Genomic DNA, 21,611 nt, shown 5'->3' on the forward strand with positions numbered 1-21,611 from the left:
GCGACTCCGAACAACGTTTCCATCAAGGGCTCAGGTCAGCAGAGCCAGCACTTTCCCTGCGGATTGCCGCCACCCTCGCTTCCAGCTGCTCCCAGGCGGGCAGCTCGGTGCGTGTTCGGCGCAGATAGTCGGCAATCTTCGCGATTTCGCCATCGTTCAGCGCCTGCGAGAAAGCCGGCATGAGCACGTTGGGGATGCCTTCTTCCAGACCTATTCCAGCCATCACGATATGGATGAACGTGTCGGGGGTGGCCGCGGTGAGCGCACTGTTGAGGGCAAGCTCCGGTCGCACGCTGAGAGGCGTCGTTGCGCTGTTGTAGTGGCATGACCCGCAGGCTGCCCAGTACAGGACGGCTCCGGCGTCGGGTTCCAGGCGGCTGCCGAGAGCGGAGGTCGCCAGCGCTTTGGCCAGCGCTTCATCGCTGCCTGTCTTCAGTGCGGAGGAGCCGTTGAGGTCGGCAAAATAGACGGCTATTGCCTGGATATCGGCGTCGGGAAGCCTGCCCAGGTCGTGCACGACGTCCGACATCTTGCCCGCGGCAACGCCGTGCAGGGCAGTCGCTCCGCTGCGCAGGTAGGTGAACAGCTCGTCTTGGGTCCAGGGTAGCGGTGTGGTATTGGCAGCCGTCAGTGCCGGCGCGAACCAGCCTTCGATCATCGCGCCCGCGTAGCTGTCGTCAGCGGCTTTCTCGGCGCCCAGCACGTTGCGTGGCGTGTGGCAGGCGGCGCAATGGCTCAAGCCCTCGGCGAGATAGGCGCCGCGGTTCCATGCTTCGCTCTTGCCGGCGACCGGCCGATAGCGGCCCTGGTCCATAAACAGCAGCTTCCAGCCGGCTTGCAGGACGCGGATGTTGAAGGGGAACGGCAGGGTATTGCGCTGCGCCGGCGCGCTCACCGGCTCACGCGTCATGAGGAAGGCATAGAGTGCCCTTACATCCTCGTCGGCGACCTTGGTGAAGTGGTCGTAGGGGAATGCGGGATAAAGATGCGAACCATCGCGAGAGACGCCTTCGTGCATCGCACGCATGAATGCCGCCTCGGACCAGCGGCCGATTCCGCTATCCGGGTCGGGTGTGATGTTGGTCGAATAGATGACACCGAAGGGGGTAGGCATTCCATAGCCGCCGGCATAGGGCTGTCCGCCCTTCACCGTGTGGCAGGTCGCGCAGTAGCCTGCGCCGGCCAAGGCTTCACCCTTGGCAACCAGCTCGGCGGGGAAGCCCGCAACCGAGCCCGGAGCGATGGGGGCGATGGTCGGCCGCCAGACCAGGGCGAAAAACAACGCCGCACCCAGGACGACCAGAATTGCCAAGCCGATGTAGATCCGCTTAATCAAGACCGACCTCCTTAGCCCGGAGAGCTGATCTGGCTGAGTATAGCCGTGCTCGGCTCCTGTCCATTCAGGCTGACGTGTGGCAGCTAAATCTGAGGTTGGCGCAGCGCGGTTAAATCATGAAACGAGCGCCGAATAGAGGCATATGCCGACTAGAAAAGCCGGAAAAGAGCTTGAGCCTGTCTCCGAAAACTCCTCCTGAATGACCATCAACACCATGCTGCCGGCCACAAAGGAGAGCAGAAATGTCACGATCGGTGGTGATATCACCGTCATCAGCCCAATGGCCCAGCCAAGAGGAATCGCTGCTGAGAGGACCCAGCGACCGGTACTGAGAAAAGAGCTCTTGTGCAGCTCCAACAAGCGGTGGTCGACGACGAGAAAGTGCATGGCGATCGAGTGGGTGAAGAGCTGTGTACAGAAGTAGCCAGACTATCCATTTACGTCGACCACTAAGCGGCCACGAAGCTTGCCATCGATGATCTTCTGCGCCGCCCCCACAACTTGGTCCAAGGGAATGGTTGCGGCGAGAGACGAAAGAGTCTCTCGGTTGAGATCGCGGTCCAGGCGTTTCCAGGCCGCGTCACGGAACTCGTGGGGGGCCATGACGCTATCAATTCCCGCAAGGGTGACGCCTCGTAGAATGAAGGGGGCGACACTGGCGGGAAACTCCATTCCTTGAACGAGTCCGCACGCGGTGACTATCCCCCGGTAGCGGGTCTGGGCGCAGGCGTTGGCCAGGGTATGCGAGCCGACCGCATCGATCACGGCTGTCCAGCGCTCCTTCTGGAGTGGCTTGCCGGGAGCAGCCAGTTCCTCGCGCTCGATAATGTCCGTGGCGCCCAACTGCTCGAGGTAGTAGCGCTCCTGAGGTTTCCCAGTGGCTGCAACCACATGGTAGCCTTGGGCCGCCAACAGCGCTATGGCGATCGAGCCGACACCGCCTGTTGCACCGGTAACCAATACTTCACCGTCCTCGGGTTGTACGCCATGCTTCTGCACGGCATCGACCGATAGCGCGGCTGTATATCCTGCCGTACCGATAGCCATGGCTGCCCAAGTGCTTAAACTGTCGGGGAGACGAATCAGCCAGTCGGCTGGTACTCGTGCACGCTGGGCCAGACAGCCCCAGTGGCGCTCGCCGGCGCCCCAGCCATTGAGTACGACGCGCTGACCGGATAGAAAGCGCGGGTCGTCGCTTTCCAGCACCAGGCCGGCGCCATCGATTCCGGGCACCATGGGCCATTGACGTACCACAGGCGAGTGATCTGTCAGGGCTAGCGCATCCTTGTAGTTGAGGGTCGAGTACTCAACGCTGATGAGCACTTCACTACCGGCCGGTAAGTCCTCATCCTCCAGCTCAGTCACACGAGCAGAGAACCCCTGCTGGTCCTTGTTAAGCAATACTGCCTTGAAACTCATGAGCAATCCCCACGGATAATGATTTGATGCCTCACCACGCCGGCTTATGCTGACATGACGAAGTCAGGTAGAACGAGCTGACCGAGTTCCTCAATGACCTCACCTGCGGGGCGTTGGCCGTATTTCAAATTGATGATCACATGGTTAACGCCGATCTCCTGCAAGCTGTGCAGCAGCGGGATCAGGTGATGTCGCCCCAGTTGATAGCCCAGGTGGATCGGCCGAGGTGGTTTCTGCGGGTTATCTGTCAGGTCGATGTATAGCGACTGGGTGAAGGGTTTGAACAGTTCACCACATTCGGCACGAACCGCCTTGCGCCAGTCCTCGACAATCAGCTGCTGAGTCTTCGGTGCACGCGGATAGCTGATCCAGCCATGACTGCAGCGGGCGATCCACTCCAGCGTCTGGCGGCTATGGCCGGTGACGAAGAAAGGAATTTCCGCCGTCGTCGGCTTGGGAATCAGATCGGCCCCCTCAAGCGTGCCGCCGGACCAGGTCAAAGGCACGAAACTGCTGCGCTGAACCTCGCGAAATACCTTGAGGTATTCGCGGAACAGGCTGTCGCGTTGCTCCGGGTCGACACCGAATGCCGGAAACTCTACTGGACGGTCACCGGAAGCCACGCCGAGTAACAGGCGGCCACCGCTGAGCTGATCGACACTAGTTGCGGCCTTGGCGGTGTGTAGGGGATTGCGGATTGGCAGGATGACCGACGCGGTGCCCAGCGCAATCGAGCGAGTGTGTGCCGCCATAAAACCCAGGTAGACCCAGGGATCGAAGACCTGGCCCGAATCACCGAAGCTGGGGTCGCGTAACGGCACGTCGCGAAACCAGAGGGCAGAGAAACCCAGCTTCTCGGCGCGTTGGGCCAGGTTCACTTGGTCGAGCATACTCGGCGTATCGCCGGTAAAGGCTTCGAGGGGGAAGAAAAGACCTAGGCTCAGGCGGCCTTGGCGGTAGGTGTGCTGAAAGCCAGGTTGTTGCTGATAGGGAATGGAATTCGGAGTTAACATCTTCTCTCCTACATATTTCAAAATATAGATTTTGAAGGGCTGAAAAAACGCCTGCGAGCAGGCATCAAATCAGCGCTTTCAAGGCCACCTGGAACGCCGCGATGTTCTGCTCATGGCGTTTGTAATAAGTCCAGGGACCGATGCGTTGTGAGGTCACCAGTTGCGCCCGCTGCAAGGCAGCGAGATACAGCGAGACGGTCGACTGCGACAGGCCTACCCGATCCTGGATGATGCTCACGCAGACACCGACCTGCTCAGGATCCACCTCCTGCTCGGGGAAATGATGACGCGGATCCTTCAGCCAACTGAGGATGTTCAGGCGTGTTGGGTTGTCTAGCGCCTTCAGCGCTTCGCTTACGTCGATACTCATAGGTCACGCACGATAACTATTTTTTGCGATATTACGATATGCCCGCTCAACCGACAATGCGCCGGCCCCCGAACCGTATCGCTCGGGGGCCGGCACCTCGAGCGGACTATCCGCCATAGGCCGGATAGTCGGTGTAGCCGACAGCGGTTCCGCCGTACATGCTGGCCGGATCGACCGGGTTCAGCGGCCAGCCATTGGCAATCCGCTTGGGCAGGTCCGGGTTGGCGATGAACGGACGGCCGAAGGCGACCAGATCGCCCCAGCCCGCCTCGAGCATACGCTTGCCTCGCTCGGCGGTGTATTTGCCGGCATAGAGGATGCGCCCGCTGAAGACCTCGCGCACCGCGCTGCGGAAGCTTTCCGGCAGCTCCGGTGCGTTTTCCCAATCCGCCTCGGCCAGCGACAGGTAAGCGATGCCGACTTCTTCCAGCACCTTGACCGCTTCGACATAGGTCTCGTGTGGGTTTTCTTCGACCAGGCCGAGATATACGCGGGCCTCGTCGGTGCTGGCGAACAACGGGGCGAAACGCACGCCGAGCCGGTCTTTACCGACCACCGCGGCCACCGCCTGGGTCACCTCACGGAGGAAGCGCAGGCGATTTTGCAACGAGCTGCCGTACTCGTCGTCGCGCTGATTGCTGTGCGCGGAAATGAACTGGTTGATCAGATAACCGTTGGCGGAGTGGATTTCCACGCCGTCGAAACCGGCGTCGAGGGCGTTGCGAGCGGCCTGTGCATAGAGCTGTACCAGCTCCTTGACCTCGGCGGTGGTCAGTGCACGTGGCATCGAAGGCGGCGCCAGGGCGCCGGTGCCGGGACCTGTCTCGATGAATACGCTGACGCCCTCGGCCGGGATCGCCGATGGCGCCACCGGGGCTTCGCCATTGGGTTGCAACGAGGTGTGCGAGACCCGGCCGACATGCCAGAGCTGAGCGAAGATGGTGCCGCCCTCGGCGTGTACCGCATCGGTCACTTTGCGCCAGCCGAGGATCTGTTCGGCACTGTGGATGCCCGGGGTCCAGGCGTAGCCCTGGCCGCGCGGCTCGATCTGGGTGCCCTCGGTGACCATGAAGCCGGCACCGGTACGCTGGCGGTAGTAGGTCGCCATCAGGTCATTGGGAATGTTGCCTGGCTGCGAGCTACGGGAACGGGTCAGCGGCGGCAGGACGATGCGGTTTTTCAGGCTGTAGGGGCCCAGCGTGGTGCTTTCGAAAAGAATGGAATCTTTCATGTGTAACTACCTATATATTTGCGTTTGTAGATAAATAGATGCTAGTGCCTGGACAGGCACCTCTCGAGCGCTCCGTTTAGAACAGGCCGGTGGACGTCCAAGCTCAGTCGCGTCCCTGCCGCCGCAAAGCGGCAGGGACGCGACTGGAGCGCCTTGTTGGGTTTGCTTAGCCGGGTAGCTTGGCCGCCAGGACGTCAACCTTCTCGATTGACGGCGGTTTGGCAAACAGCTCAGCAGCCTTTGCCATAAGCGCCGCTGCGACCTTGCCCGAAAGATGAGCCTGCCGACCTGCTTCATCCGGGAAGGCGTCAAAGATGCCAAAGGTGGACGGCCCCAAGCGGATTCCGAACCACGCCGTAGTGGCTGGCTCTTCCTCCACTATTGGAAGGCCATCCAAGAGAAAGTTCTCTACCTCTTTCTCTTTCCCAGGCTTTGCTTCCAGACGAACGAACAACGCTACTTTGACCATGACGTACCTCCTGTTGTTGCGACGACATCACCATGCGTGACGTATTCCAGTAAGCCCAACGCGATATTCGCCGATTTGCCGCCCAGCTCCAGCGTGGCGGGGATGAAGGGGCAGCGTCGAGTCATTTCCGCAGTCGCGGGAAAGACGACTCTGCCCTTTCCTGGTCTTTCACGAACTGCCTCTACCGAGATACCGTGACGACGATCTTGCCGAACTGCTGGTTCGATTCCATGTAACGGTGCGCTTCGACGATCTGCTCGAAGGGGAAGGTCTTGGCAATGATCGGCTTCAGCTGTCCGGCCTCGAGGCCGCGCGTGATAAAAGCTTGCGCAGGCGCCAAGCGTTGCGGATCACCGGTCAGTTCGAACAGCGTGTAGCCGCGCACGCTCAGGGCCTTGTTCATCGCTGCCAAGGCCGGGAACGGCGTCTCCTGACCGCTGAGATTGCCATAGATGAAAAGCAGGCCCTGCTGACTCATCGCTTGCGCCAGTGTTTCGACTTGCGGCCCCGCGACCGGGTCGAAGGCGATGCGCGCGCCGCGGCCGTCGGTGATCCGCATTACCTCCGCGACCAGGTCCTGCTCCTCGTTGGCGATCACATGCGCCGCCCCCGCCTCGCGTAGCGCCGCCTCCTTCGCGCGCGTCCGGGTCGTCGCGATCGGAATGGCGCCGACGCTGTTGGCGATCTGGATCGCGGCCAAGCCGACGCTGCTCGAAGCCGCCGTGATGATCACCGCATCACCGCGCTTGAGTTGGGCAATCTCGATCAGTGCGCCATAGGCGGTCAGATACTGCATCCAGATCGCCGCCCCCTTCACCGCGCCGACGCCCGCCGGCCGCTTCAGAACCCCCGTGGCCGGCACGATCGCCTGCTCGGCATAGACGCCAAATTTGTTCATGGAAAAAGCCGGAATCACGCTGACCGCTTCGCCAACCTCGAAGCCGTGAACGCCGCTGCCCAGCGCCTCGACGATGCCGGAAGCTTCGTAGCCGAGCCGGGCCGGCAGATGCGTCGGCTCCAGGTACACACCCGAGCGGAACATGGCTTCCGCGCGATTCAGGCCGATCGCCTCGACGCGGATGCGCAGCTCGCCGGAGCCCGGAGCGCCAACTTCGAGCTCTTCGATCTGCAAGACTTCGGGGCCGCCGATCTGATGAAAACGGACAACACGGGTCATTTTGGGTCTCCTTCTATTGAGGGATGGGAGCAGCGAGCCAGCCCTTGGCTGGCGCAGGTTAGCCGCCCCGCGCGTTACAACGTCGCTTCGACCTGTGTGTCCGGTGCGTGGCTACTTCACGGACATGCAAATGCTATTCGCCATATATAGATTTGTAAATATGTAATTTTAATAATTTTATGCCCGTCCCTGCTCCCCCTATCTACGCTGCCTATGAACTCTCCCTGTCGAAAAAAATGCTGCCATCCGCTAAGTGCGCCACGGCGTGGTTCGCTCTTCGCCGGTCATCTGGGTCGCCTATGTAATCATGCCGTTATTTGCGCTCGCCAATGCCGGCGTAAGCCTTGATGGCGTCAATCTGGCCAATGAAGGCTCTTTGACGGTCATGCTCGGTGTGTCGTTGGCACTGCTCCTGGGCGCAAGAGCGCCAGCTATTCAGCCCAGCAGGTTTGCCTCACTCGGACGGCCGGGTACCTGGCAAACCTTCGGCTACTTTCATGCACGAAGGCAAACGCATGACAAACACCCACACTGACCACCACAGCCCGTGGTCTGTCTTTCTCATCTTTCTGCGCCTTGGACTGAGCTCCTTCGGCGGCCCCATCGTGCACTTAGGCTATTTCACATCCTAAATGTTCTCGCCCGACTCACCTCCACTGCACCGCCGCTCTCCGTAGAAACCAGCCTACAACTTAAGGTGGCACCCGTTGCCAACACGGCCCGATATTACCAACTCCGTACAACAGATGAGGAGAGCCGCCTGCCGGACTTGGAAATCAGGAATGACATCCTTTGACAGCCTCATCAACGCTGGGACAGGTTTATTCTTGCCTGCTGGATGTCGACAGTTCGCATGCTGAAGATTCCAGACTGAATGGGATTAGACCAGTCAATGGTAAGCTTTTCACAGGCTCACCCCCCCTATCAACAGTGACTTCCGGATGAATGGTATTCTCTCGGCCGGCTATGTCACTGTTACGACGATACGCCAGGACGGTTCGCGGCAAGTGTTTAACTATGCAGACAGCCGGCTTTCTGGAAACCACCAGCGAAATTCCGGAACCGCATGGGTTCAAAAGTAGCCGTTGCTCTGCCATCTAGTGAACGGACCGTCGAATTCACGGAGCATGCTCACAACAACCTTGAAGTGGATAGCCGTGACCACAACATGCGAGCTGCTTATATTCACATTATTGGGAACACGGCCGTGTCGGTGAGGACCATCATCGGCTGGCTGTTGGCATAGGCGCTTGGCTGGCTGTGGATGGCCCAGCGGTTCGAACATCTGCGCCACGTCGCCATAATCCGGATCGTAGAAAAGAATGTCACGCATCCAGAGCGCACCAAAGTCCAGCGCTTCGACGCGTTGCGCCATCTCGAAATGACCGCGCATGGTCGGGGCCGCTCGGCCGGGATGGGTTTCCAGCGGCAAAATCGGACCGATAGTGAGTGCTTCTGGTTGAAACAGGCGTTGAAAAACGGGATGACGCTCCTGGGAAGGATGAGGAGTCGGCTACATCTGTGGTAAAAAGGGCGTCGACAAAGCGATCGGTAAACCACAACTCCACGTGCAGCTCAGGCCACTGCTTCAGATAGGCATCAAGGATCGGCAGGACATGGCGCTGACCAAAGGACAGCGGGACCGTGAGTTTAAAGGTACCGGTCGGCCGCCCACGGCCCGGACCATGGTCACCTCGACCTCATCAAGATCCTCGATAATCTGCCGCCAGCGCTCATACGCAATCTGCCCCTCGTTTGTCAGGCTCAGTTTGCGCGTCGTGCGATTGAGCAACCGTGCGCCCATCCGGTCCTCCAAGCGAACAATGCGGGTCCATGCCCAGTGTAATCGCCGCGGCGGTAAAGCTTCCCGCCTTCACGGTAAAAACAAACGGGTTGATATCACCGATATTGGTTGGCTTGCGTGGAAGTTTGGCTCCAGGCCAGACATTCGAAGTATTCAATAGTGCTAAAGCTTAGTCGCTCGCGCCCGTGCTTTTGCGCAAGGGCACAAACGGCACAGGTTAACTATCAGAAGTCTTGCGCCGTCGGACGCAGAACAATCTCGTTGATATCGACATCGGCAGGTTGCTCGATCGCGTAAGCGATGGCCCGTGCAACCGAATCAGCCGGGATGGCCTTCTTGTAAAACTCGCCAACGACCTCGGCGCTCGGCTGGTGCCCGCTGCCGAACTTGAGCTCGGAATCCACCGCGCCCGGCTCGATGGTCGTCGTGCGAATATTCCCGCCGACTTCATGACGCAGGCCATCGGAAATAGCGCGCACCGCGAATTTGGTACCGCTGTACACCGATCCACCGGGGCTGAACACCTTGATGCCGGCAACCGAAGAGATGTTGATGAAGTGACCGCTGGCCTGTTGTTCGAAAAGCGGCAACGCGGCCGCGATGCCATACAACACGCCCTTGATGTTGATGTCGATCATGCGATCCCACTCTTCGACGCGCAGCTGCGAAATCGGAGAGATCGCCATCAGCCCTGCATTGTTGATCATCACATCGATGCGACCGAATGCCTCGACAGCCTTGGCGACCAGCGCAGACAAGTCCTCTTTGTTTGTGACATCGATCGGATGGGCAATCGCCTTGCCGCCTGCTGCGGCGATCTCCCGGACAATCGCGTCCAGACGATCCTGGCGACGGGCGCCAAGCACTACATGGGCGCCGAGCGCTGCCAGATGACGCGCCGTTGCTTCGCCCAGACCGCTACTCGCACCGGTGATAACGACCACTTTACCCTGGATGTTTTTACTCATGTTCAGCGCTCCTGTTGAGACCTGTTTGGGTTGATGAGTGCAGTCTGCGCTGGTTTTATTCGTCAGAAAATGGAAGAGTTCGGATTTGAGAATTCCATTTTCTGGAACGGGAGTTGACGCCAATGCTCAATCGCATGGAGCTGATTCGGATCTTTTCGGTGGCGGCGCAATCGACCACGTTTCGCGATGCAGCCACCCGCCTCGGCACCTCTCCGCAGACCGTGACACGCGCCATCAAAGAACTGGAGCGCACGCTTGGGGAGCTGTTGTTCCACCGCAGCACGCGGCAGGTTCACGTCACCGCTTTTGGTGCCAAACTCGCCTTGCAAGCCCGGGAAACCCTGGAACGGGTGGATCAGTTGTTTATCGCCAACAGTAAACAGGAGGCAAAAGGCGTCGTCGGCATCACGGCCCCCCACGCCATTGGCAAGCTGTATCTGATTGAGTTTCTGAAACCGCTGATGCGGGAGAATCCCGGCCTGAGCATCGACCTGAGCCTGGATGACCAGCTCACCGACGCGGTGGCCAACAAGATTGACATCGGTATTCGTGTCGGAGCTGTGCGGGATCGGCGCTATATCGCCAGAACGGTGGCCCATGTCGCCCTGAAAATCGTTGCAGCGCCGTCACTCCTCAACACCGTGCAACGTCCTGGCAACATCGAGGATCTGAAACGCTTGCCCTTGTCGATGCTGATCGATCGCAACAACGGTCGCCCCTGGCCGTGGGTGCTTGCCGAGGGGCAAGCGTTCCTGCCTGCCTCCCCGGCATTTACCTGCGACGATCCAGAAACCGAGCGAGAGATTGTTCTGGCGGGAATCGCCTTTGGGCAAATGCCCGGTTATCTGGCAGAACCCTATCTGTCTGAAGGGCGACTGGTCGAGGTCATGCAACACGATGCCCCGCCGCCTTCCGAATTGATCATGTATCGCCCGCAATCAGGGCCCGTGGCACCGAGAGTGAGGCTGGTGTACGACCACCTGGTCAACTGCTTCTCAGATCCGCGTGTTTTTGCGCAGAGCGCGCGCTGAAAGAGTTGGGTGGAAAAACACCCGTGAGCCTCATCTTCCTTTTTCGTCGTACTGGGACAGGATCGTTTCCAGCAGGCCCGGAAAACGGTGACTCAAGTCTTCCCTACGCAACGAGTTCATGTGGGTCGTGCCGATGGTCTGGGTTTGAACCAGTCCGGCATCTCGCAGCACCCGGAAATGGTGGGACATGGTGGACTTCGCACGGCCACCGTCCAGCTCGCCACAGCTGGCCTCTCCCAGCTCGGCGAGGCGCCGGACAATCTCCAGGCGTACAGGGTCGCTCAAGGCGTAAAACAGACGCTCAAGAACGAATTCACTGAGAGGAAGGTGTTTGAAGGGGCGCATGAGCGAATCATACACGGGTTTGCTCTATGTCAATAGTTCGAATATTATCGAACAAGAGAAATAGTATCCCTCGGAGAAAAACCTAATGTCTGCGCTGTTCCAACCTTTCACGCTCAAGGATGTCTCCCTTCGCAACCGGATCGCGATTCCCCCCATGTGCATGTACTCGGCCAATGATGGCCTGATCAACGATTGGCACACTGTGCACTATGCCACCCTCGCGCGTGGCGGCGCAGGACTGGTGGTCGTCGAGGCGACTGCCGTGTCACCCGAAGGACGGATCACGCCTGGCTGCGCTGGTATCTGGAATGATGAGCTCGCCCGTGCCTTCGTGCCGGTGGTGCAATCGATCAAGGCTGCCGGCGCAGTGCCAGGTATCCAGATTGCCCACGCGGGGCGCAAGGCCAGTGCGAACCGTCCTTGGGAAGGTGACGATCATATCGGCGAGGATGATTCGCGTGGCTGGCAGACCATCGCCCCGTCGGCTGTTGCCTTTGGCGCTCAGCTCGCCAAGCAGCCGAAAGCCATGACGCTGGAGGATATCGCCCGGGTGCGCGAGGATTTTGTCTCAGCCGCTCGCCGTGCACGTGAAGCTGGCTTCGAGTGGTTAGAGCTGCATTTCGCCCATGGCTATCTGGCCCAGTCATTCCTCTCTGAACACTCCAACCTTCGTGACGACGCCTACGGCGGAAACTTCGATAACCGTAGCCGCTTTCTGCTGGAAACACTGGCGGCGGTTCGCCAAGTATGGCCAGAGCACTTGCCGCTCACCGCTCGCCTGGGTGTCATCGAATACGACGGCCGGGACGAGCAGACCTTGTCAGAGGCTATCGAACTGACACGTCGTTTCAAGGACGGTGGATTGGACTTGCTCAGCGTCAGTATCGGGTTCACCATCCCTGAATCCAACATTCCTTGGGCCCCCGGATTCATGGGCGAAGTTACCCAGCGGGTACGGCGCGAGACGGGGATTGCGGTGGCCTCGGCATGGGGCTTCGGCACGCCGAGCGTCGCCGAAGAAGCGGTGAGAAGTGGTCAACTGGACCTGGCGATGATTGGCCGGGCGCACCTGGGCAATCCTAACTGGTCCTATTCAGCCGCCCAGGCGCTGGGTGTAGAGCGTGCTGCCTGGACCTTGCCCGCTCCCTATGCCCATTGGCTTGAACGCTACAGGTGATCCCGCCGGAGCGAGAGCGCTCGCGTGGCCTTAGGGCTATCAACTTGGTCGAATGCCCAAGTTGGCAAGATTGTTGTCGCGCTCTCACCCGGATTCAGTTTTTTGGCCGCATGGCCGGCATGGACATCTTCGATACACCCGTGCCAGCCAATGCTCCCTCTTCATATCGCACACAGACAGGAGGTTTGATGACCACCCCTCTGACACTGATTGCCACCTTGGTCGCCAAGGCCGGCTTCGAAGTCGAGCTCGAGCAGACGCTGCAGGGCCTGCAAGGCCCAAGCCGAAGCGAAGCGGACTGCATCCAGTACGATTTCCACCGTGATGCCGAGCAGGCTCGCACTTTCCACATGATCGAGCAGTGGCGGGACGAAGCGGCGCTGACTGCTCACGAAGCGACACCGCATTTTCAGACAGCGCTCCCTTTCATCGAACGTGCTGCTGAAAAGCTCACCATCACGAAAATGTATCGCATCTCCTGAGGAGCTTCGAATGAAAGCCATTGCACACTTCAAATGCCTGCCTATTGAACATCCCGACGCCTTGGTGGAGATCGATATACCCGAGCCAGTGCCGGGGCCGCGCGACTTGCTCGTAGAGGTAAAGGCCGTATCGGTCAATCCTGTCGATACCAAGGTGCGGCAGGGATACGTACCGCACGAGGACGAAAGCCAGCCGCGTATCCTCGGTTGGGACGCTGCCGGCGTGGTCAAGTCGGTCGGCAGCGACGTGACGCTATTCAAGCCCGGCGACAGGGTCTGGTACGCCGGATCGCTGATCCGCCCGGGCAGCAACAGTGAGCTGCAACTGGTGGACGAGCGTATCGTCGGTTCAATGCCCCAGTCGCTGGATTTCAGCCAGGCTGCGGCATTGCCACTGACTTCCTTGACCGCTTGGGAATTACTTTTTGATCGCCTGGGTGTTGCACGCGATACCACCGACCGGGGCGAAACGCTGCTGATCATCGGCGCTGCAGGCGGTGTGGGTTCAATCCTGACTCAGCTGGCGCGTCAGCTAACCGGGTTGACGATCATTGGTACGGCTTCGCGCCCTGAAACCCAGGCCTGGGTCACCGAGCTGGGTGCGCATCATGTCATTGACCATACCAAGCCACTCAGCGAGGAGCTCAAACGCTTCGGTATCGCACAAGTCAGCTATGTCGCCAGCCTGACCCAGACCGATCGGCACTTCGAGCAAATTATCGAGTCACTGAAACCTCAGGGCAGGCTGGGCCTGATCGATGACCCGGCCACGCTTGACGTCGTACCGATGAAGCGCAAGAGCCTGTCGTTGCACTGGGAGCTGATGTACACCCGCTCGCTTTACGAGACAGAGGACATGCAGGAGCAGCACAACATCCTCAACGAAATTGCGCGGCGCGTTGATAGGGGCGACTTGCGCACCACCGTTGGCGACAACTACGGGCGCATCAGCGTAGAAAATCTTCGTCGAGCCCATGCTCTGCTGGAAAGCGGCAAGGCGAAGGGCAAGATCGTGCTGGAAGGCTTCTAAGAGGGCGTAGACAAAATAAATCAAACCGGCTGCACCACCTACCTAATGTCCTGAGCGTCGGGCGGATAATCCTGCACAGAAGCACCCGTGTTATCGGGTGCCTTCCTCAGCGTGGCCGGACTGAAAGCGGCTATTCGTCCTCATGACACTCGTTAGAGAAGCGGAATGCTATAGCTTACAAAAACTCGGTTCTGATCTACGTTACGAGCCGCTTCGCTGTTGGACTTGCCGTTACGCCAGCCGAACCCGACACCTTTAAGCGCTCCGGACTGAAGGACGTAGTCCAGGCTAATGTCTCTTTCCCATTCCTTTTGGTTGTCGCCGGACGTAGTTTTAATATTATCGCCGGAGAGGTACATGACCGAGCCTTTCAGGCCAGGAACTCCCAGAGCGGCAAAGTCGTAAGCATACTGACCGAAAGCTGTGCGCTCGCCTGCGCGGGTGAACGTTTGGATCAGACGGTCGGTATACAGATACAGGCTTGCTCCACCGGCGCCCTTGTCTATCAGGCTGCCCTGATTGAGTTGAGTGAAGTTGCTGCCATCCGACACACTTTGGTACCCCGCAGTAATCGCGTGGCCACCCAGCGTGTAAATCAACGCGGCACTCCAGGTACGGTTGTCGATCTCTCCATCACCGTTTTTGGTGTAGCCATTAATTCTGTAGCCTGACGTACCGGAGCTATTTGCACCTGACGAGTCAGTTTTGAAGTAGCGCAGGTCGGTTTTAAGGGACTGATTGTCCGAGAGCGCAAGGGTGTGAATCAATCCAAAAAAATGCTGCGTATAGTAGTTATCGAGGTTTGCGTAGTAGTACTGAGCTGTCAGATCCTTGGTGACGTTCCAATCGCCCCCGGCGAAGTCAAACTGATTGCTCTCACGCGTACCACCAGCAACGGCCAACCCCGTCTGATCGCTTGAACCACGCCCTGTCGCATGTTCGATCCGACCTCCAGTCAAGGTCAGCCCCTTGAACTCGCTCGAGGTGATTTGACCGCCCTCGAAGGTTTGTGGAAGTACGCGCCCATCGTTGGCAACCAGAATTGGGAGTTTCGGAATCAAGGTGCCGTAGCGAAGTTCAGTTTTCGACATTTTGACTTTTCCGGTCAGCCCCACCCGGCTCCACTCGTCGACGGCACGGTTGTCACTGTCAGAAGGCATCATGGTGCTGCCGACATGCCGTCCTTTGCCGCTGTCCAGGGTAACCCCCAGCAATCCCAGGCCATCGACACCAAAGCCAACCATGCCATCGGTATAACCCGATTTGAAGTCCAACATGAAACCCTGCGCCCATTCTTCGGTTTTGGAAGGGGCGGCAGTGCCATCGCGGTTGTCGTTATTGAAGTAGAAGTTCCTCATCCCCAAGGTGGCCTTGCTATCACTTAGAAAGTCAGCATGCGCCTGTGCACTCAGGGTGATACCAAGAAACACCGAACTTGCAGCAATTTTTTTTCTACTCAATTGTATAGCGCTCCCTTTGTTATTTTAAAGTAATAGAAGCAACGCAAAATCTTAGAGGTCAACGCAACGCACACGAAGGACCAGTACTTAGGGAAGGTCTGAAGTACCCACCGATTTTTGAGGCCCTCGCTGCTTGAGGTTCAAAAAATCCAAGTCGGCCGAAAAACAGACCCTTCTTGTCTTTAATTCACGGCTCTTTCCTCTGATCGTGCTGTTTCAGGGCGATCAGCCCGCATTACAGACGCACCTCTCCCGCATTCAACAACCGTTTTCGCACCATCCACAGGTTCGACAATGCGAACAAGGTTGTCTGTTGGGCGATGCTTTTCGACAAGCCACGAAAGCGTACTTTCGTGTAGCCAAACTGGCGCTTGATCACGCGAAAGGGATGTTCAACCTTGGCCCGCACCTGCGCTTTGGCGTATTCGATCTTGCGTCGCATACGCCCGATCAAACTCTTTTTTCCGTGCTTTCTATAGCTGCTGGGACGCGCGGCAATCGACCAAATCATCGTGCGGTTCTGATGCTCAGCACGCTTCTCCACACCGGTATAACCCGCATCGCCGCACACGTAAGTTTCCTCACCATGCAACAACTGATCGACCTGAGTCATGTCCGCCACATTCGCCGCCGTGCCCACCAGGCTGTGCACCAAGCCGGATTCGGCATCGACGCCGATGTGCGCTTTCATACCAAAAAAGTACTGATTTCCTTTTTTCGTCTGATGCATTTCCGGGTCGCGCTTGCCGTCCTTGTTCTTGGTCGAACTCGGGGCATGAATGATCGTCGCATCGACCACCGTGCCTTGGCGCAGCATCAAGCCACGGTCACCCAGATAGCCGTTGATGACCTGCAAGATCCCGCCCGCCAACTCATGTTTTTCCAGCAGGCGCCGGAAGTTGAGGATCGTGGTTTCATCGGGAATTCGATCCAGATGCAGCCCCGCGAACTGGCGCAGAATCGTCGTTTCATAGAGTGATTCTTCCATCGCCGGATCGCTGTAGCCGAACCAGTTCTACATCAGATGAACCCGCAACATGGCCAGCAACGGATACGCCGGACGACCGCCTTCACCTTTCGGATAATGCGGCTCGATCAAGGCAATCAAGCCCTTCCAGGGCACGACCTGATCCATCTCGATCAGGAAGCGCTCACGGCGGGTCTGCTTACGTTTGCCGGCGTACTCAGCATCGGCGAAGGACATCTGTTTCATCGGGACTCAACCGTTCGATTCCTGTGAGGCGGGTATTTCACCAAATCTGGAAGCCTTTTTCAGAGTTTCCACAGCGAATTAAAAATAATGATTCACTTCAGCCTTCGGCAAATCGAATACTTTGTAGCAGCGGCCCAATGTCGAAGTACCGTCAATGCGGCGAAGTCGCTGAGTGTGTCCCAACCCTCGATATCGAACGCGATTGCGGAGTTGGAAGCCTTATGGGATGAGCGCTTGTTCGTGAGGATTCCAGGCAAAGGGATCGAACTCAGCTCCGCCGGAACCCGCCGCTAGGTTTTACTGAGGAAGATTTCTCTCGGTTCAGGGCTGAGGTCGAGGAGCATAGCCAGTAGTCCGGGCACCCACCGTAGTGCACTGACGCGTCACTTGTGTCTGTCTCTGGCCGGAGAAATCACTTTCGCTATACTCTCCGCTCCAGTTCAGGAGCAGATCATGCCAGACCCACGATACCTCACATGGAACGACAAGTGGCTCATCACAACCGACATGATCAACTGCTCGGAGTGCTGGGCAGCCCAGTTCATGTCGCAGCGCGACAAGGACTTCGAACACGCGTCGATCTGCCCACGGCGTGGCCCGGGCCAGCGGCCGTACATGGAGCTGCTGGAAATGCTCAAGGCCATCCAAGATGATTTGCCGGAGGATTCCACTCCGAAGTCTGGGCACCGCCCATCCAAGCCGACTTGAGAAACCACCACCACTCGAATACTGTACGCACACACAGTCAGGATCGAGCAGTAACATGCAAATCGACGACAGCGACTTCGGGTGCCTGGGCATCCCTTCCCCTCTGGAAATGTACCAGCAGCAGTGCGTGCTGCTCGCGACCGAGATCGAGGAGCACCAGGTGGACCTGCGCCAGTGCCGCGCCAATATCGCCAAGCTGGTGACCATCAACGCCCAGGTGTCGGCCGAGCGGGACAGCGTGAAGCACGAACTGGCCTGCACAAAGCGGATGCTTTCTGATGCCTACTTGAGGCTTTCGACAGTCGAGAACACATTGGTCGGGTACCGGAGCTGGCAGGCAAGGCTCGCTGCCAATGAAGCGGCGAAACCACCCGCAGACCACTGACAAGGAGTTGGCCATGGCCTTCGAGAACCTCATCCTCCCGCCAGCAATCCTCGCCGTGAGCCAGCGCCTGCTTGCAGCTATCGAGGAAGCGGCCACCCCGAACCACACCGTCAAAGCCAGCGACATGGCTGAGGGTTTCGTCCTTGGTCTCGAAACGGCGCGCACTCTGGAAGCTGCGCGGATCGAGGCCTTCTACATCCTGTTCGACGTGGCGACCGAGAAGCGGCTGCGAGAAATGGCGAATGCCGGGAAGTGAGCCGATGGCCCGTTACGCCGCGATCCCGAAGAACGACAAAAACGCCGTTATCAATTCGGCGCCCATACGGTTACGCTGCATCAGGCGAACCCCGTGGATGCCATCCGAAGTCCATGGCGAGCCAGAACCTGCGTACCGCTTCCGAATGTCGACGGTGCCCTTCACGCTGACCATATCGACCACAAGGTCGAGGCCTGCGGCGTCGAGCATGGCGTTGTGCTGATCAACTACGCCGCCCTGGACGTATGCGGCATGCGTGGTCTGGGTGTCTGTGGTGTATGTCCCGGTAGTGCGTGGCGGGACCTTCAGGACGGCTACCTTCGGGATACCTTGCGCCTTCACCTCGGTCACGACGGACATAAGGTCGTTATAGACGCCAGCAGCAGTGACGCCTGCACCGTCGAAGTCGTTCGTGCCGATCATCAAGGTCGCGGTCTTGAAGTACTTCATCCAAGGGCCTGTGCGTGCGTCTGGCTTGCGGTTCAGGGCCTTCCATCCCACGGCCCTGAAGTTCATGCCTGGGATACGCTTGGCGGCCGGGAGCGAGAGTTGGATGCCGTCCGGATACCGGATATTCAGGCATTCGACTATCGCAGTATCAATCAGCACTACGGCCGGGACAACTGACGCGCAATTTGTTGAGCAGGCCCCTGAGAGTGGCGGCCATACACCGCGCATTCTCAGTCGCGCTTGCACGGACGTCAGAGCAGCATGAACGGTATCCTGTCTTTCATGGGGCTCGTTCAGATGCATTGTGGTTCAGCGGCGCGCTCGCGTTAGCGCTAGGCGTCTTTTTTTTGAAGGTCCCCCGCCGGTGGCAACTGAGCTATACGTCACGTTAGGCTGAAGCAGAATGGGAACTGTAATGACCATGGTGACTCTCCTGACCGGTCAAAGAGCATGCGGTCCGATGGCTTCCTGCAGATCGCTGGGATCTCCGAAGAGCTACAACCAGTCGCTATTGATAGTTTTGCAAGCCCATAGGCATGCCTGGGCGGTGAGTTTCGGGAGGAGGCTAATCAATACAGAAGCTCAATCTGAATGCATTCGATTGAGGGTTGGGCCGACAGCGCTGTTGACGCCTGAAAAACCGGGCGTCGGTTGCATCCAATCGGTGATTTAACACTTTTTGTACCAACCGGCCCGTGCACCAAGCCAACGCCGCAAGCCAGAGTTTGTTACATTTTATTTCGACAAGCACGCTGTCAAAAAAATCACGCTAAAGGATCGACCCCATAAATAAACGACCTGCTTGAATATCTGCTTCAACTGTCGGTTTTTTTGACACCACTCTCTGAAAGCGCTGTTGTAGAGCACTTGCTCCACATGTTTCCACGTCCTATCCTCGCCCTCTCCTGAATGGAGTTTATTACGGACGCCTGAGTCTGATATGAATTCGCTCATCGCCTGGGAGCAGTTCAGCAAGGGCCTTACCGCTTTTCATGCTGCAACTAAGGCCATCTCGCTGAGCGCATAACAATATGGGATTTCGCCCACTCTCTGTGCGGCCAATCCACACGACCAATGCGAGAGGCCATCCTAAGGAATAGGAGGTCCCATGTGCCGACAATGCTCGGATCCGCATTTCAAATTGCTTTACACCCCTATCGAAGCAGCACTGCGCTGGTGTGGGCTTCAAGCGTTCGAGACACAGATCTGCCAGGCGAACTGGCTGTATCCCGAACAACTGCTCAAGCTCTTTCCCCGATGGCCCTGCCTGGCGACAAATGTCGGCGTGATCCTGGATGCCGTGCAGCACCAGGAGCTGCCGAGTCATCCGCAGGCGTTGTTTACCGGGATTGATGCCAACCTCGGTCCGAGGTCCCTGCGCATCCGCCACGGCGAACTGAAAGCCTGGATGAGCCTTTACCACCCAGACCAGAAACCGCCCTTTCTGTTTGCCTACGCAGCGGACTCGGAGGGCTCGGTGAAATGGGGTCACTATCTGGTATTGAAGGCTGACAGGGACACGCTTCAAGTCTTGTGCAGTCGGCTGACGAAATCTCACGCTGAAGTGGTGGACCAACTCGCCACGCTCGGGGTCGAGGTGGAGCAGCTTCGCGCCTCCGCCGAGGAGGGAAAGCCTGCGGATGCACGCACTGAAGCAAGCTTGCTGGATGTCACCGGCGCCCTTCTGAGGCTTTTGCTCAACGGAAATCCTGGAGAAAAAAATAAGCCTTTTTTTGCCAGCCAGGACGCGATCGTTTCCGCTATCCAGCAGCAGTACCCTGACCATCCAGGCTTCAAAAAACGGACGTTGGATCAACGGTTTGCGGACGCAAACAAGCGATTCAAATAGCGCGTCTGTACCAAGTTGCAATGCAATCGTCCGCGATTGCATTGCAATGACAAGCTCGATTTCCTGGTGTTGACTCATGTCACTTCCCATCGCAAGCCATCTGGCGCCAAGGAGTGACACGTATGCAAACCCAAACTGACGTGACCGTTAGCCCCGCCCAAACCGACCGCTACATCATGCGCCGTGATGAGGTCGAGAAACGTACCGGATTCAAGCGGGCGCACATCTACAACCTGATGAAGGAAGGCAAGTTCCCCTTGGCCCGGCGCATTGGTATGCGCGCCGTCGGTTGGGACTCTGCCGAGATCGACCGGTGGATCGCCGAACGCCTCGGCGCGCAGGCGTGACGGTGAAGGTGCTCTCCGTAGTGTCGACCAAAGGCGGCGTTGGCAAGACAACCGTCACGGCCAATCTGGGCGGCCTACTGGCCGATGCCGGACTGAGGGTGCTGATGATCGATCTGGACAGCCAACCGACGCTGTCCAGCTACTACCCGCTCACCTGCGCTGGCACCGCGGGCAGTGTTGAGCTGATCGGCCATCGCCTGGTAGATCTCGATCAGATCGTTTCACGGACCTGTGTCGAAGGTTTGCACGTGGTCCTGTCCAATGATCCGCTTGGCCAGTTGAATACCCTCTTGTTGCACGCCGCCGATGGCCGATTGCGGCTGAAAAATCTGCTCCATGTCTTCGAGCCTTTTTACGATGTGGTGCTGATCGACACTCAGGGCGCGCGCAGCGTCATCGTCGAGATGTCAGTGCTGGCCTCGGACATGATGCTCAGCCCCATCCCACCCGAAATGCTCGCGGCCCGGGAGCTGCACCGCGGCACGCTTGCGCTGCTGCAAAGCTTGGCGCCCTATGAGCAGTTGGGCGTCCGCCCTCCCCCGGCACGGCTGCTGCTGAACCAGGTCAATCTGAGCCGCCGCGATACGCGCTTAATCATTCAGAGCCTGTCTGCAGACTTTGTCGCACATAACCAGGTCACCCTGTGTTCCGCGGTAGTGCTGGATCGCGTGGCCTATTTGAACGCGGCCTCGCTGGGCCTGCCCGCGCACCGGATCGACTATCGCCCCTCTCCCTCTGGCGGGTTGAGCGCGGCGCAGTCGATGCGGCAGCTAGCGCTTGAGCTGTTTCCCGAATGGCATCGACTCATCGACCCTGCGTCAGCACCGGATGTCTGTGCCCGCTACTGAAATCTTCCAGCTAACTTATTGGAGCTCGCCATGCATGAGCCACGCTGCGTGATCCCATCGCCATCAGCTTCTCCCCATCGCGAGGTAACAGAACCCTGTTATTGCACTGTGGTGTTCGACCTCCCGGGCGGTCACCCCGCTATCACCAAGCTGTTGCATGAGCTCAGCCAGCACTTCGAATTGCCGGGCACAGCTTTTGTGGTCAAATTTGAAGTCGGTGACAAGCTCCCGCAGGCGTGACTG

Annotated in this window: 25 protein-coding genes and 3 pseudogenes; 13 read left to right on the forward strand and 15 right to left on the reverse strand. The window is 58.4% G+C overall.

Features of this window, described 5'->3' with window-relative positions:
* Positions 1-22: 22 nt before the first annotated feature.
* The 8 genes from ACYZUM_RS12365 to ACYZUM_RS12400 form a co-directional block, all read right to left on the reverse strand.
* Positions 23-1,336: a cytochrome c gene (locus ACYZUM_RS12365; RefSeq protein WP_200656946.1), complete on the reverse strand. Its 1,314-nt coding sequence runs from the start codon at positions 1,334-1,336 to the stop codon at positions 23-25.
* A gap of 114 nt (positions 1,337-1,450) precedes the next feature.
* A complete protein-coding gene (locus ACYZUM_RS12370) occupies positions 1,451-1,723 on the reverse strand; it encodes a hypothetical protein (RefSeq protein WP_138763869.1) in 273 nt (90 codons plus the stop codon).
* 42 nt (positions 1,724-1,765) lie between these two features.
* Positions 1,766-2,755 (reverse strand): acrylyl-CoA reductase (NADPH), encoded by a 990-nt coding sequence (gene acuI, locus ACYZUM_RS12375; RefSeq protein ID WP_200656947.1) that lies wholly within the window; start codon positions 2,753-2,755, stop codon positions 1,766-1,768.
* Positions 2,756-2,799: 44 nt separating this feature from the next.
* Complete coding sequence (locus ACYZUM_RS12380) at positions 2,800-3,768, reverse strand: LLM class oxidoreductase (RefSeq protein ID WP_200656948.1); 969 nt, start codon at positions 3,766-3,768, stop codon at positions 2,800-2,802.
* Positions 3,769-3,832: 64 nt separating this feature from the next.
* Entirely contained in the window at positions 3,833-4,138 is a 306-nt protein-coding gene (locus tag ACYZUM_RS12385; RefSeq protein ID WP_017735055.1) for an ArsR/SmtB family transcription factor, read from the reverse strand.
* Positions 4,139-4,244: 106 nt separating this feature from the next.
* A complete protein-coding gene (locus ACYZUM_RS12390; RefSeq protein ID WP_200656949.1) occupies positions 4,245-5,369 on the reverse strand; it encodes an alkene reductase in 1,125 nt (374 codons plus the stop codon).
* 166 nt (positions 5,370-5,535) lie between these two features.
* Positions 5,536-5,838, reverse strand: coding sequence for a putative quinol monooxygenase (locus tag ACYZUM_RS12395; RefSeq protein ID WP_032902063.1), 303 nt, complete (start codon positions 5,836-5,838; stop codon positions 5,536-5,538).
* A 181-nt stretch (positions 5,839-6,019) separates the two neighbouring features.
* On the reverse strand, positions 6,020-7,015 hold the full coding sequence (locus ACYZUM_RS12400; RefSeq protein WP_200656950.1) for a zinc-dependent alcohol dehydrogenase family protein: 996 nt from the start codon (positions 7,013-7,015) through the stop codon (positions 6,020-6,022).
* 289 nt (positions 7,016-7,304) lie between these two features.
* Between ACYZUM_RS12400 and ACYZUM_RS12405 the strand changes: the two are divergent.
* Positions 7,305-7,433, forward strand: a pseudogene (locus tag ACYZUM_RS12405) (Na+/H+ antiporter NhaA); the annotation flags it as partial.
* A 654-nt stretch (positions 7,434-8,087) separates the two neighbouring features.
* Here the strand turns inward: ACYZUM_RS12405 and ACYZUM_RS12410 are convergent.
* The 3 genes and pseudogenes from ACYZUM_RS12410 to ACYZUM_RS12420 form a co-directional block, all read right to left on the reverse strand.
* Positions 8,088-8,408, reverse strand: a complete 321-nt coding sequence (locus tag ACYZUM_RS12410; protein ID WP_017737775.1) for a hypothetical protein — start codon at positions 8,406-8,408, stop codon at positions 8,088-8,090.
* Between the two features lie 76 nt (positions 8,409-8,484).
* Positions 8,485-8,976, reverse strand: a pseudogene (locus ACYZUM_RS12415) (LysR family transcriptional regulator); the annotation flags it as partial.
* 67 nt (positions 8,977-9,043) lie between these two features.
* Positions 9,044-9,787 carry an SDR family oxidoreductase gene (locus ACYZUM_RS12420; RefSeq protein WP_017737776.1) on the reverse strand — a complete coding sequence of 248 codons (744 nt, stop codon included), beginning with the start codon at positions 9,785-9,787 and terminating at the stop codon, positions 9,044-9,046.
* 122 nt (positions 9,788-9,909) lie between these two features.
* Here ACYZUM_RS12420 and ACYZUM_RS12425 point away from each other — a divergent pair, with 122 nt between their 5' ends.
* Complete coding sequence (locus tag ACYZUM_RS12425) at positions 9,910-10,818, forward strand: LysR family transcriptional regulator (RefSeq protein ID WP_103406109.1); 909 nt, start codon at positions 9,910-9,912, stop codon at positions 10,816-10,818.
* Positions 10,819-10,848: 30 nt separating this feature from the next.
* On the opposite strand, the gene ACYZUM_RS12430 is transcribed toward ACYZUM_RS12425, so the two are convergent.
* A complete protein-coding gene (locus tag ACYZUM_RS12430) occupies positions 10,849-11,163 on the reverse strand; it encodes an ArsR/SmtB family transcription factor (RefSeq protein WP_017737778.1) in 315 nt (104 codons plus the stop codon).
* Positions 11,164-11,248: 85 nt separating this feature from the next.
* On the opposite strand from ACYZUM_RS12430, the gene ACYZUM_RS12435 reads away from it, so the two are divergent.
* The 3 genes from ACYZUM_RS12435 (at position 11,249) to ACYZUM_RS12445 (ending at position 13,852) form a co-directional block, all read left to right on the forward strand.
* Positions 11,249-12,340 (forward strand): NADH:flavin oxidoreductase/NADH oxidase, encoded by a 1,092-nt coding sequence (locus tag ACYZUM_RS12435; protein ID WP_200656951.1) that lies wholly within the window; start codon positions 11,249-11,251, stop codon positions 12,338-12,340.
* Between the two features lie 188 nt (positions 12,341-12,528).
* On the forward strand, positions 12,529-12,822 hold the full coding sequence (locus ACYZUM_RS12440; protein ID WP_103406111.1) for a putative quinol monooxygenase: 294 nt from the start codon (positions 12,529-12,531) through the stop codon (positions 12,820-12,822).
* 10 nt (positions 12,823-12,832) lie between these two features.
* Positions 12,833-13,852 (forward strand): zinc-binding alcohol dehydrogenase family protein, encoded by a 1,020-nt coding sequence (locus tag ACYZUM_RS12445; RefSeq protein ID WP_103406112.1) that lies wholly within the window; start codon positions 12,833-12,835, stop codon positions 13,850-13,852.
* A 152-nt stretch (positions 13,853-14,004) separates the two neighbouring features.
* On the opposite strand, the gene ACYZUM_RS12450 is transcribed toward ACYZUM_RS12445, so the two are convergent.
* Both ACYZUM_RS12450 and ACYZUM_RS12455 read right to left on the reverse strand, forming a co-directional pair.
* Positions 14,005-15,312, reverse strand: coding sequence for an OprD family porin (locus ACYZUM_RS12450; RefSeq protein WP_103406113.1), 1,308 nt, complete (start codon positions 15,310-15,312; stop codon positions 14,005-14,007).
* A gap of 235 nt (positions 15,313-15,547) precedes the next feature.
* Positions 15,548-16,525: pseudogene (locus tag ACYZUM_RS12455) on the reverse strand (IS5 family transposase).
* A gap of 87 nt (positions 16,526-16,612) precedes the next feature.
* On the opposite strand from ACYZUM_RS12455, the gene ACYZUM_RS12460 reads away from it, so the two are divergent.
* From ACYZUM_RS12460 to ACYZUM_RS12475, 4 genes are all read left to right on the forward strand, one after another.
* A complete protein-coding gene (locus ACYZUM_RS12460; RefSeq protein WP_234451197.1) occupies positions 16,613-16,819 on the forward strand; it encodes a helix-turn-helix domain-containing protein in 207 nt (68 codons plus the stop codon).
* 159 nt (positions 16,820-16,978) lie between these two features.
* Positions 16,979-17,233 (forward strand): hypothetical protein, encoded by a 255-nt coding sequence (locus ACYZUM_RS12465; RefSeq protein WP_200656366.1) that lies wholly within the window; start codon positions 16,979-16,981, stop codon positions 17,231-17,233.
* A 55-nt stretch (positions 17,234-17,288) separates the two neighbouring features.
* Positions 17,289-17,618, forward strand: a complete 330-nt coding sequence (locus ACYZUM_RS12470; protein ID WP_200656367.1) for a hypothetical protein — start codon at positions 17,289-17,291, stop codon at positions 17,616-17,618.
* Between the two features lie 13 nt (positions 17,619-17,631).
* A complete protein-coding gene (locus ACYZUM_RS12475) occupies positions 17,632-17,874 on the forward strand; it encodes a hypothetical protein (protein ID WP_200656368.1) in 243 nt (80 codons plus the stop codon).
* A gap of 12 nt (positions 17,875-17,886) precedes the next feature.
* Here the strand turns inward: ACYZUM_RS12475 and ACYZUM_RS12480 are convergent, their stop codons facing one another.
* Complete coding sequence (locus ACYZUM_RS12480) at positions 17,887-18,324, reverse strand: SGNH/GDSL hydrolase family protein (protein WP_200656369.1); 438 nt, start codon at positions 18,322-18,324, stop codon at positions 17,887-17,889.
* A gap of 1,108 nt (positions 18,325-19,432) precedes the next feature.
* On the opposite strand from ACYZUM_RS12480, the gene ACYZUM_RS12485 reads away from it, so the two are divergent.
* The 4 genes from ACYZUM_RS12485 (at position 19,433) to ACYZUM_RS12500 (ending at position 21,608) form a co-directional block, all read left to right on the forward strand.
* Positions 19,433-20,173, forward strand: coding sequence for a hypothetical protein (locus tag ACYZUM_RS12485; protein WP_200656370.1), 741 nt, complete (start codon positions 19,433-19,435; stop codon positions 20,171-20,173).
* 122 nt (positions 20,174-20,295) lie between these two features.
* Positions 20,296-20,520, forward strand: a complete 225-nt coding sequence (locus tag ACYZUM_RS12490; RefSeq protein ID WP_200656371.1) for an AlpA family transcriptional regulator — start codon at positions 20,296-20,298, stop codon at positions 20,518-20,520.
* Between the two features lie 2 nt (positions 20,521-20,522).
* On the forward strand, positions 20,523-21,368 hold the full coding sequence (locus ACYZUM_RS12495; RefSeq protein WP_200656372.1) for a ParA family protein: 846 nt from the start codon (positions 20,523-20,525) through the stop codon (positions 21,366-21,368).
* A 30-nt stretch (positions 21,369-21,398) separates the two neighbouring features.
* On the forward strand, positions 21,399-21,608 hold the full coding sequence (locus ACYZUM_RS12500; protein WP_157213084.1) for a hypothetical protein: 210 nt from the start codon (positions 21,399-21,401) through the stop codon (positions 21,606-21,608).
* Positions 21,609-21,611 lie beyond the last annotated feature (3 nt).

Source organism: Pseudomonas sp. m6p (genome assembly GCF_055760375.1).

Bases quoted from the DNA above. Each gene is read 5' to 3' on its own strand.
- ACYZUM_RS12370 (WP_138763869.1), bottom strand. From the start codon at position 1,723: ATGCACTTTCTCGTCGTCGACCACCGCTTGTTGGAGCTGCACAAGAGC.
- acuI (WP_200656947.1), bottom strand. From the start codon at position 2,755: ATGAGTTTCAAGGCAGTATTGCTTAACAAGGACCAGCAGGGGTTCTCT.
- ACYZUM_RS12380 (WP_200656948.1), bottom strand. From the start codon at position 3,768: ATGTTAACTCCGAATTCCATTCCCTATCAGCAACAACCTGGCTTTCAG.
- ACYZUM_RS12385 (WP_017735055.1), bottom strand. From the start codon at position 4,138: ATGAGTATCGACGTAAGCGAAGCGCTGAAGGCGCTAGACAACCCAACA.
- ACYZUM_RS12390 (WP_200656949.1), bottom strand. From the start codon at position 5,369: ATGAAAGATTCCATTCTTTTCGAAAGCACCACGCTGGGCCCCTACAGC.
- ACYZUM_RS12395 (WP_032902063.1), bottom strand. From the start codon at position 5,838: ATGGTCAAAGTAGCGTTGTTCGTTCGTCTGGAAGCAAAGCCTGGGAAA.
- ACYZUM_RS12400 (WP_200656950.1), bottom strand. From the start codon at position 7,015: ATGACCCGTGTTGTCCGTTTTCATCAGATCGGCGGCCCCGAAGTCTTG.
- ACYZUM_RS12410 (WP_017737775.1), bottom strand. From the start codon at position 8,408: ATGCGCGGTCATTTCGAGATGGCGCAACGCGTCGAAGCGCTGGACTTT.
- ACYZUM_RS12420 (WP_017737776.1), bottom strand. From the start codon at position 9,787: ATGAGTAAAAACATCCAGGGTAAAGTGGTCGTTATCACCGGTGCGAGT.
- ACYZUM_RS12425 (WP_103406109.1), top strand. From the start codon at position 9,910: ATGCTCAATCGCATGGAGCTGATTCGGATCTTTTCGGTGGCGGCGCAA.
- ACYZUM_RS12430 (WP_017737778.1), bottom strand. From the start codon at position 11,163: ATGCGCCCCTTCAAACACCTTCCTCTCAGTGAATTCGTTCTTGAGCGT.
- ACYZUM_RS12435 (WP_200656951.1), top strand. From the start codon at position 11,249: ATGTCTGCGCTGTTCCAACCTTTCACGCTCAAGGATGTCTCCCTTCGC.
- ACYZUM_RS12440 (WP_103406111.1), top strand. From the start codon at position 12,529: ATGACCACCCCTCTGACACTGATTGCCACCTTGGTCGCCAAGGCCGGC.
- ACYZUM_RS12445 (WP_103406112.1), top strand. From the start codon at position 12,833: ATGAAAGCCATTGCACACTTCAAATGCCTGCCTATTGAACATCCCGAC.
- ACYZUM_RS12460 (WP_234451197.1), top strand. From the start codon at position 16,613: ATGATTCACTTCAGCCTTCGGCAAATCGAATACTTTGTAGCAGCGGCC.
- ACYZUM_RS12465 (WP_200656366.1), top strand. From the start codon at position 16,979: ATGCCAGACCCACGATACCTCACATGGAACGACAAGTGGCTCATCACA.
- ACYZUM_RS12470 (WP_200656367.1), top strand. From the start codon at position 17,289: ATGCAAATCGACGACAGCGACTTCGGGTGCCTGGGCATCCCTTCCCCT.
- ACYZUM_RS12475 (WP_200656368.1), top strand. From the start codon at position 17,632: ATGGCCTTCGAGAACCTCATCCTCCCGCCAGCAATCCTCGCCGTGAGC.
- ACYZUM_RS12480 (WP_200656369.1), bottom strand. From the start codon at position 18,324: ATGAAGTACTTCAAGACCGCGACCTTGATGATCGGCACGAACGACTTC.
- ACYZUM_RS12485 (WP_200656370.1), top strand. From the start codon at position 19,433: ATGTGCCGACAATGCTCGGATCCGCATTTCAAATTGCTTTACACCCCT.
- ACYZUM_RS12490 (WP_200656371.1), top strand. From the start codon at position 20,296: ATGCAAACCCAAACTGACGTGACCGTTAGCCCCGCCCAAACCGACCGC.
- ACYZUM_RS12500 (WP_157213084.1), top strand. From the start codon at position 21,399: ATGCATGAGCCACGCTGCGTGATCCCATCGCCATCAGCTTCTCCCCAT.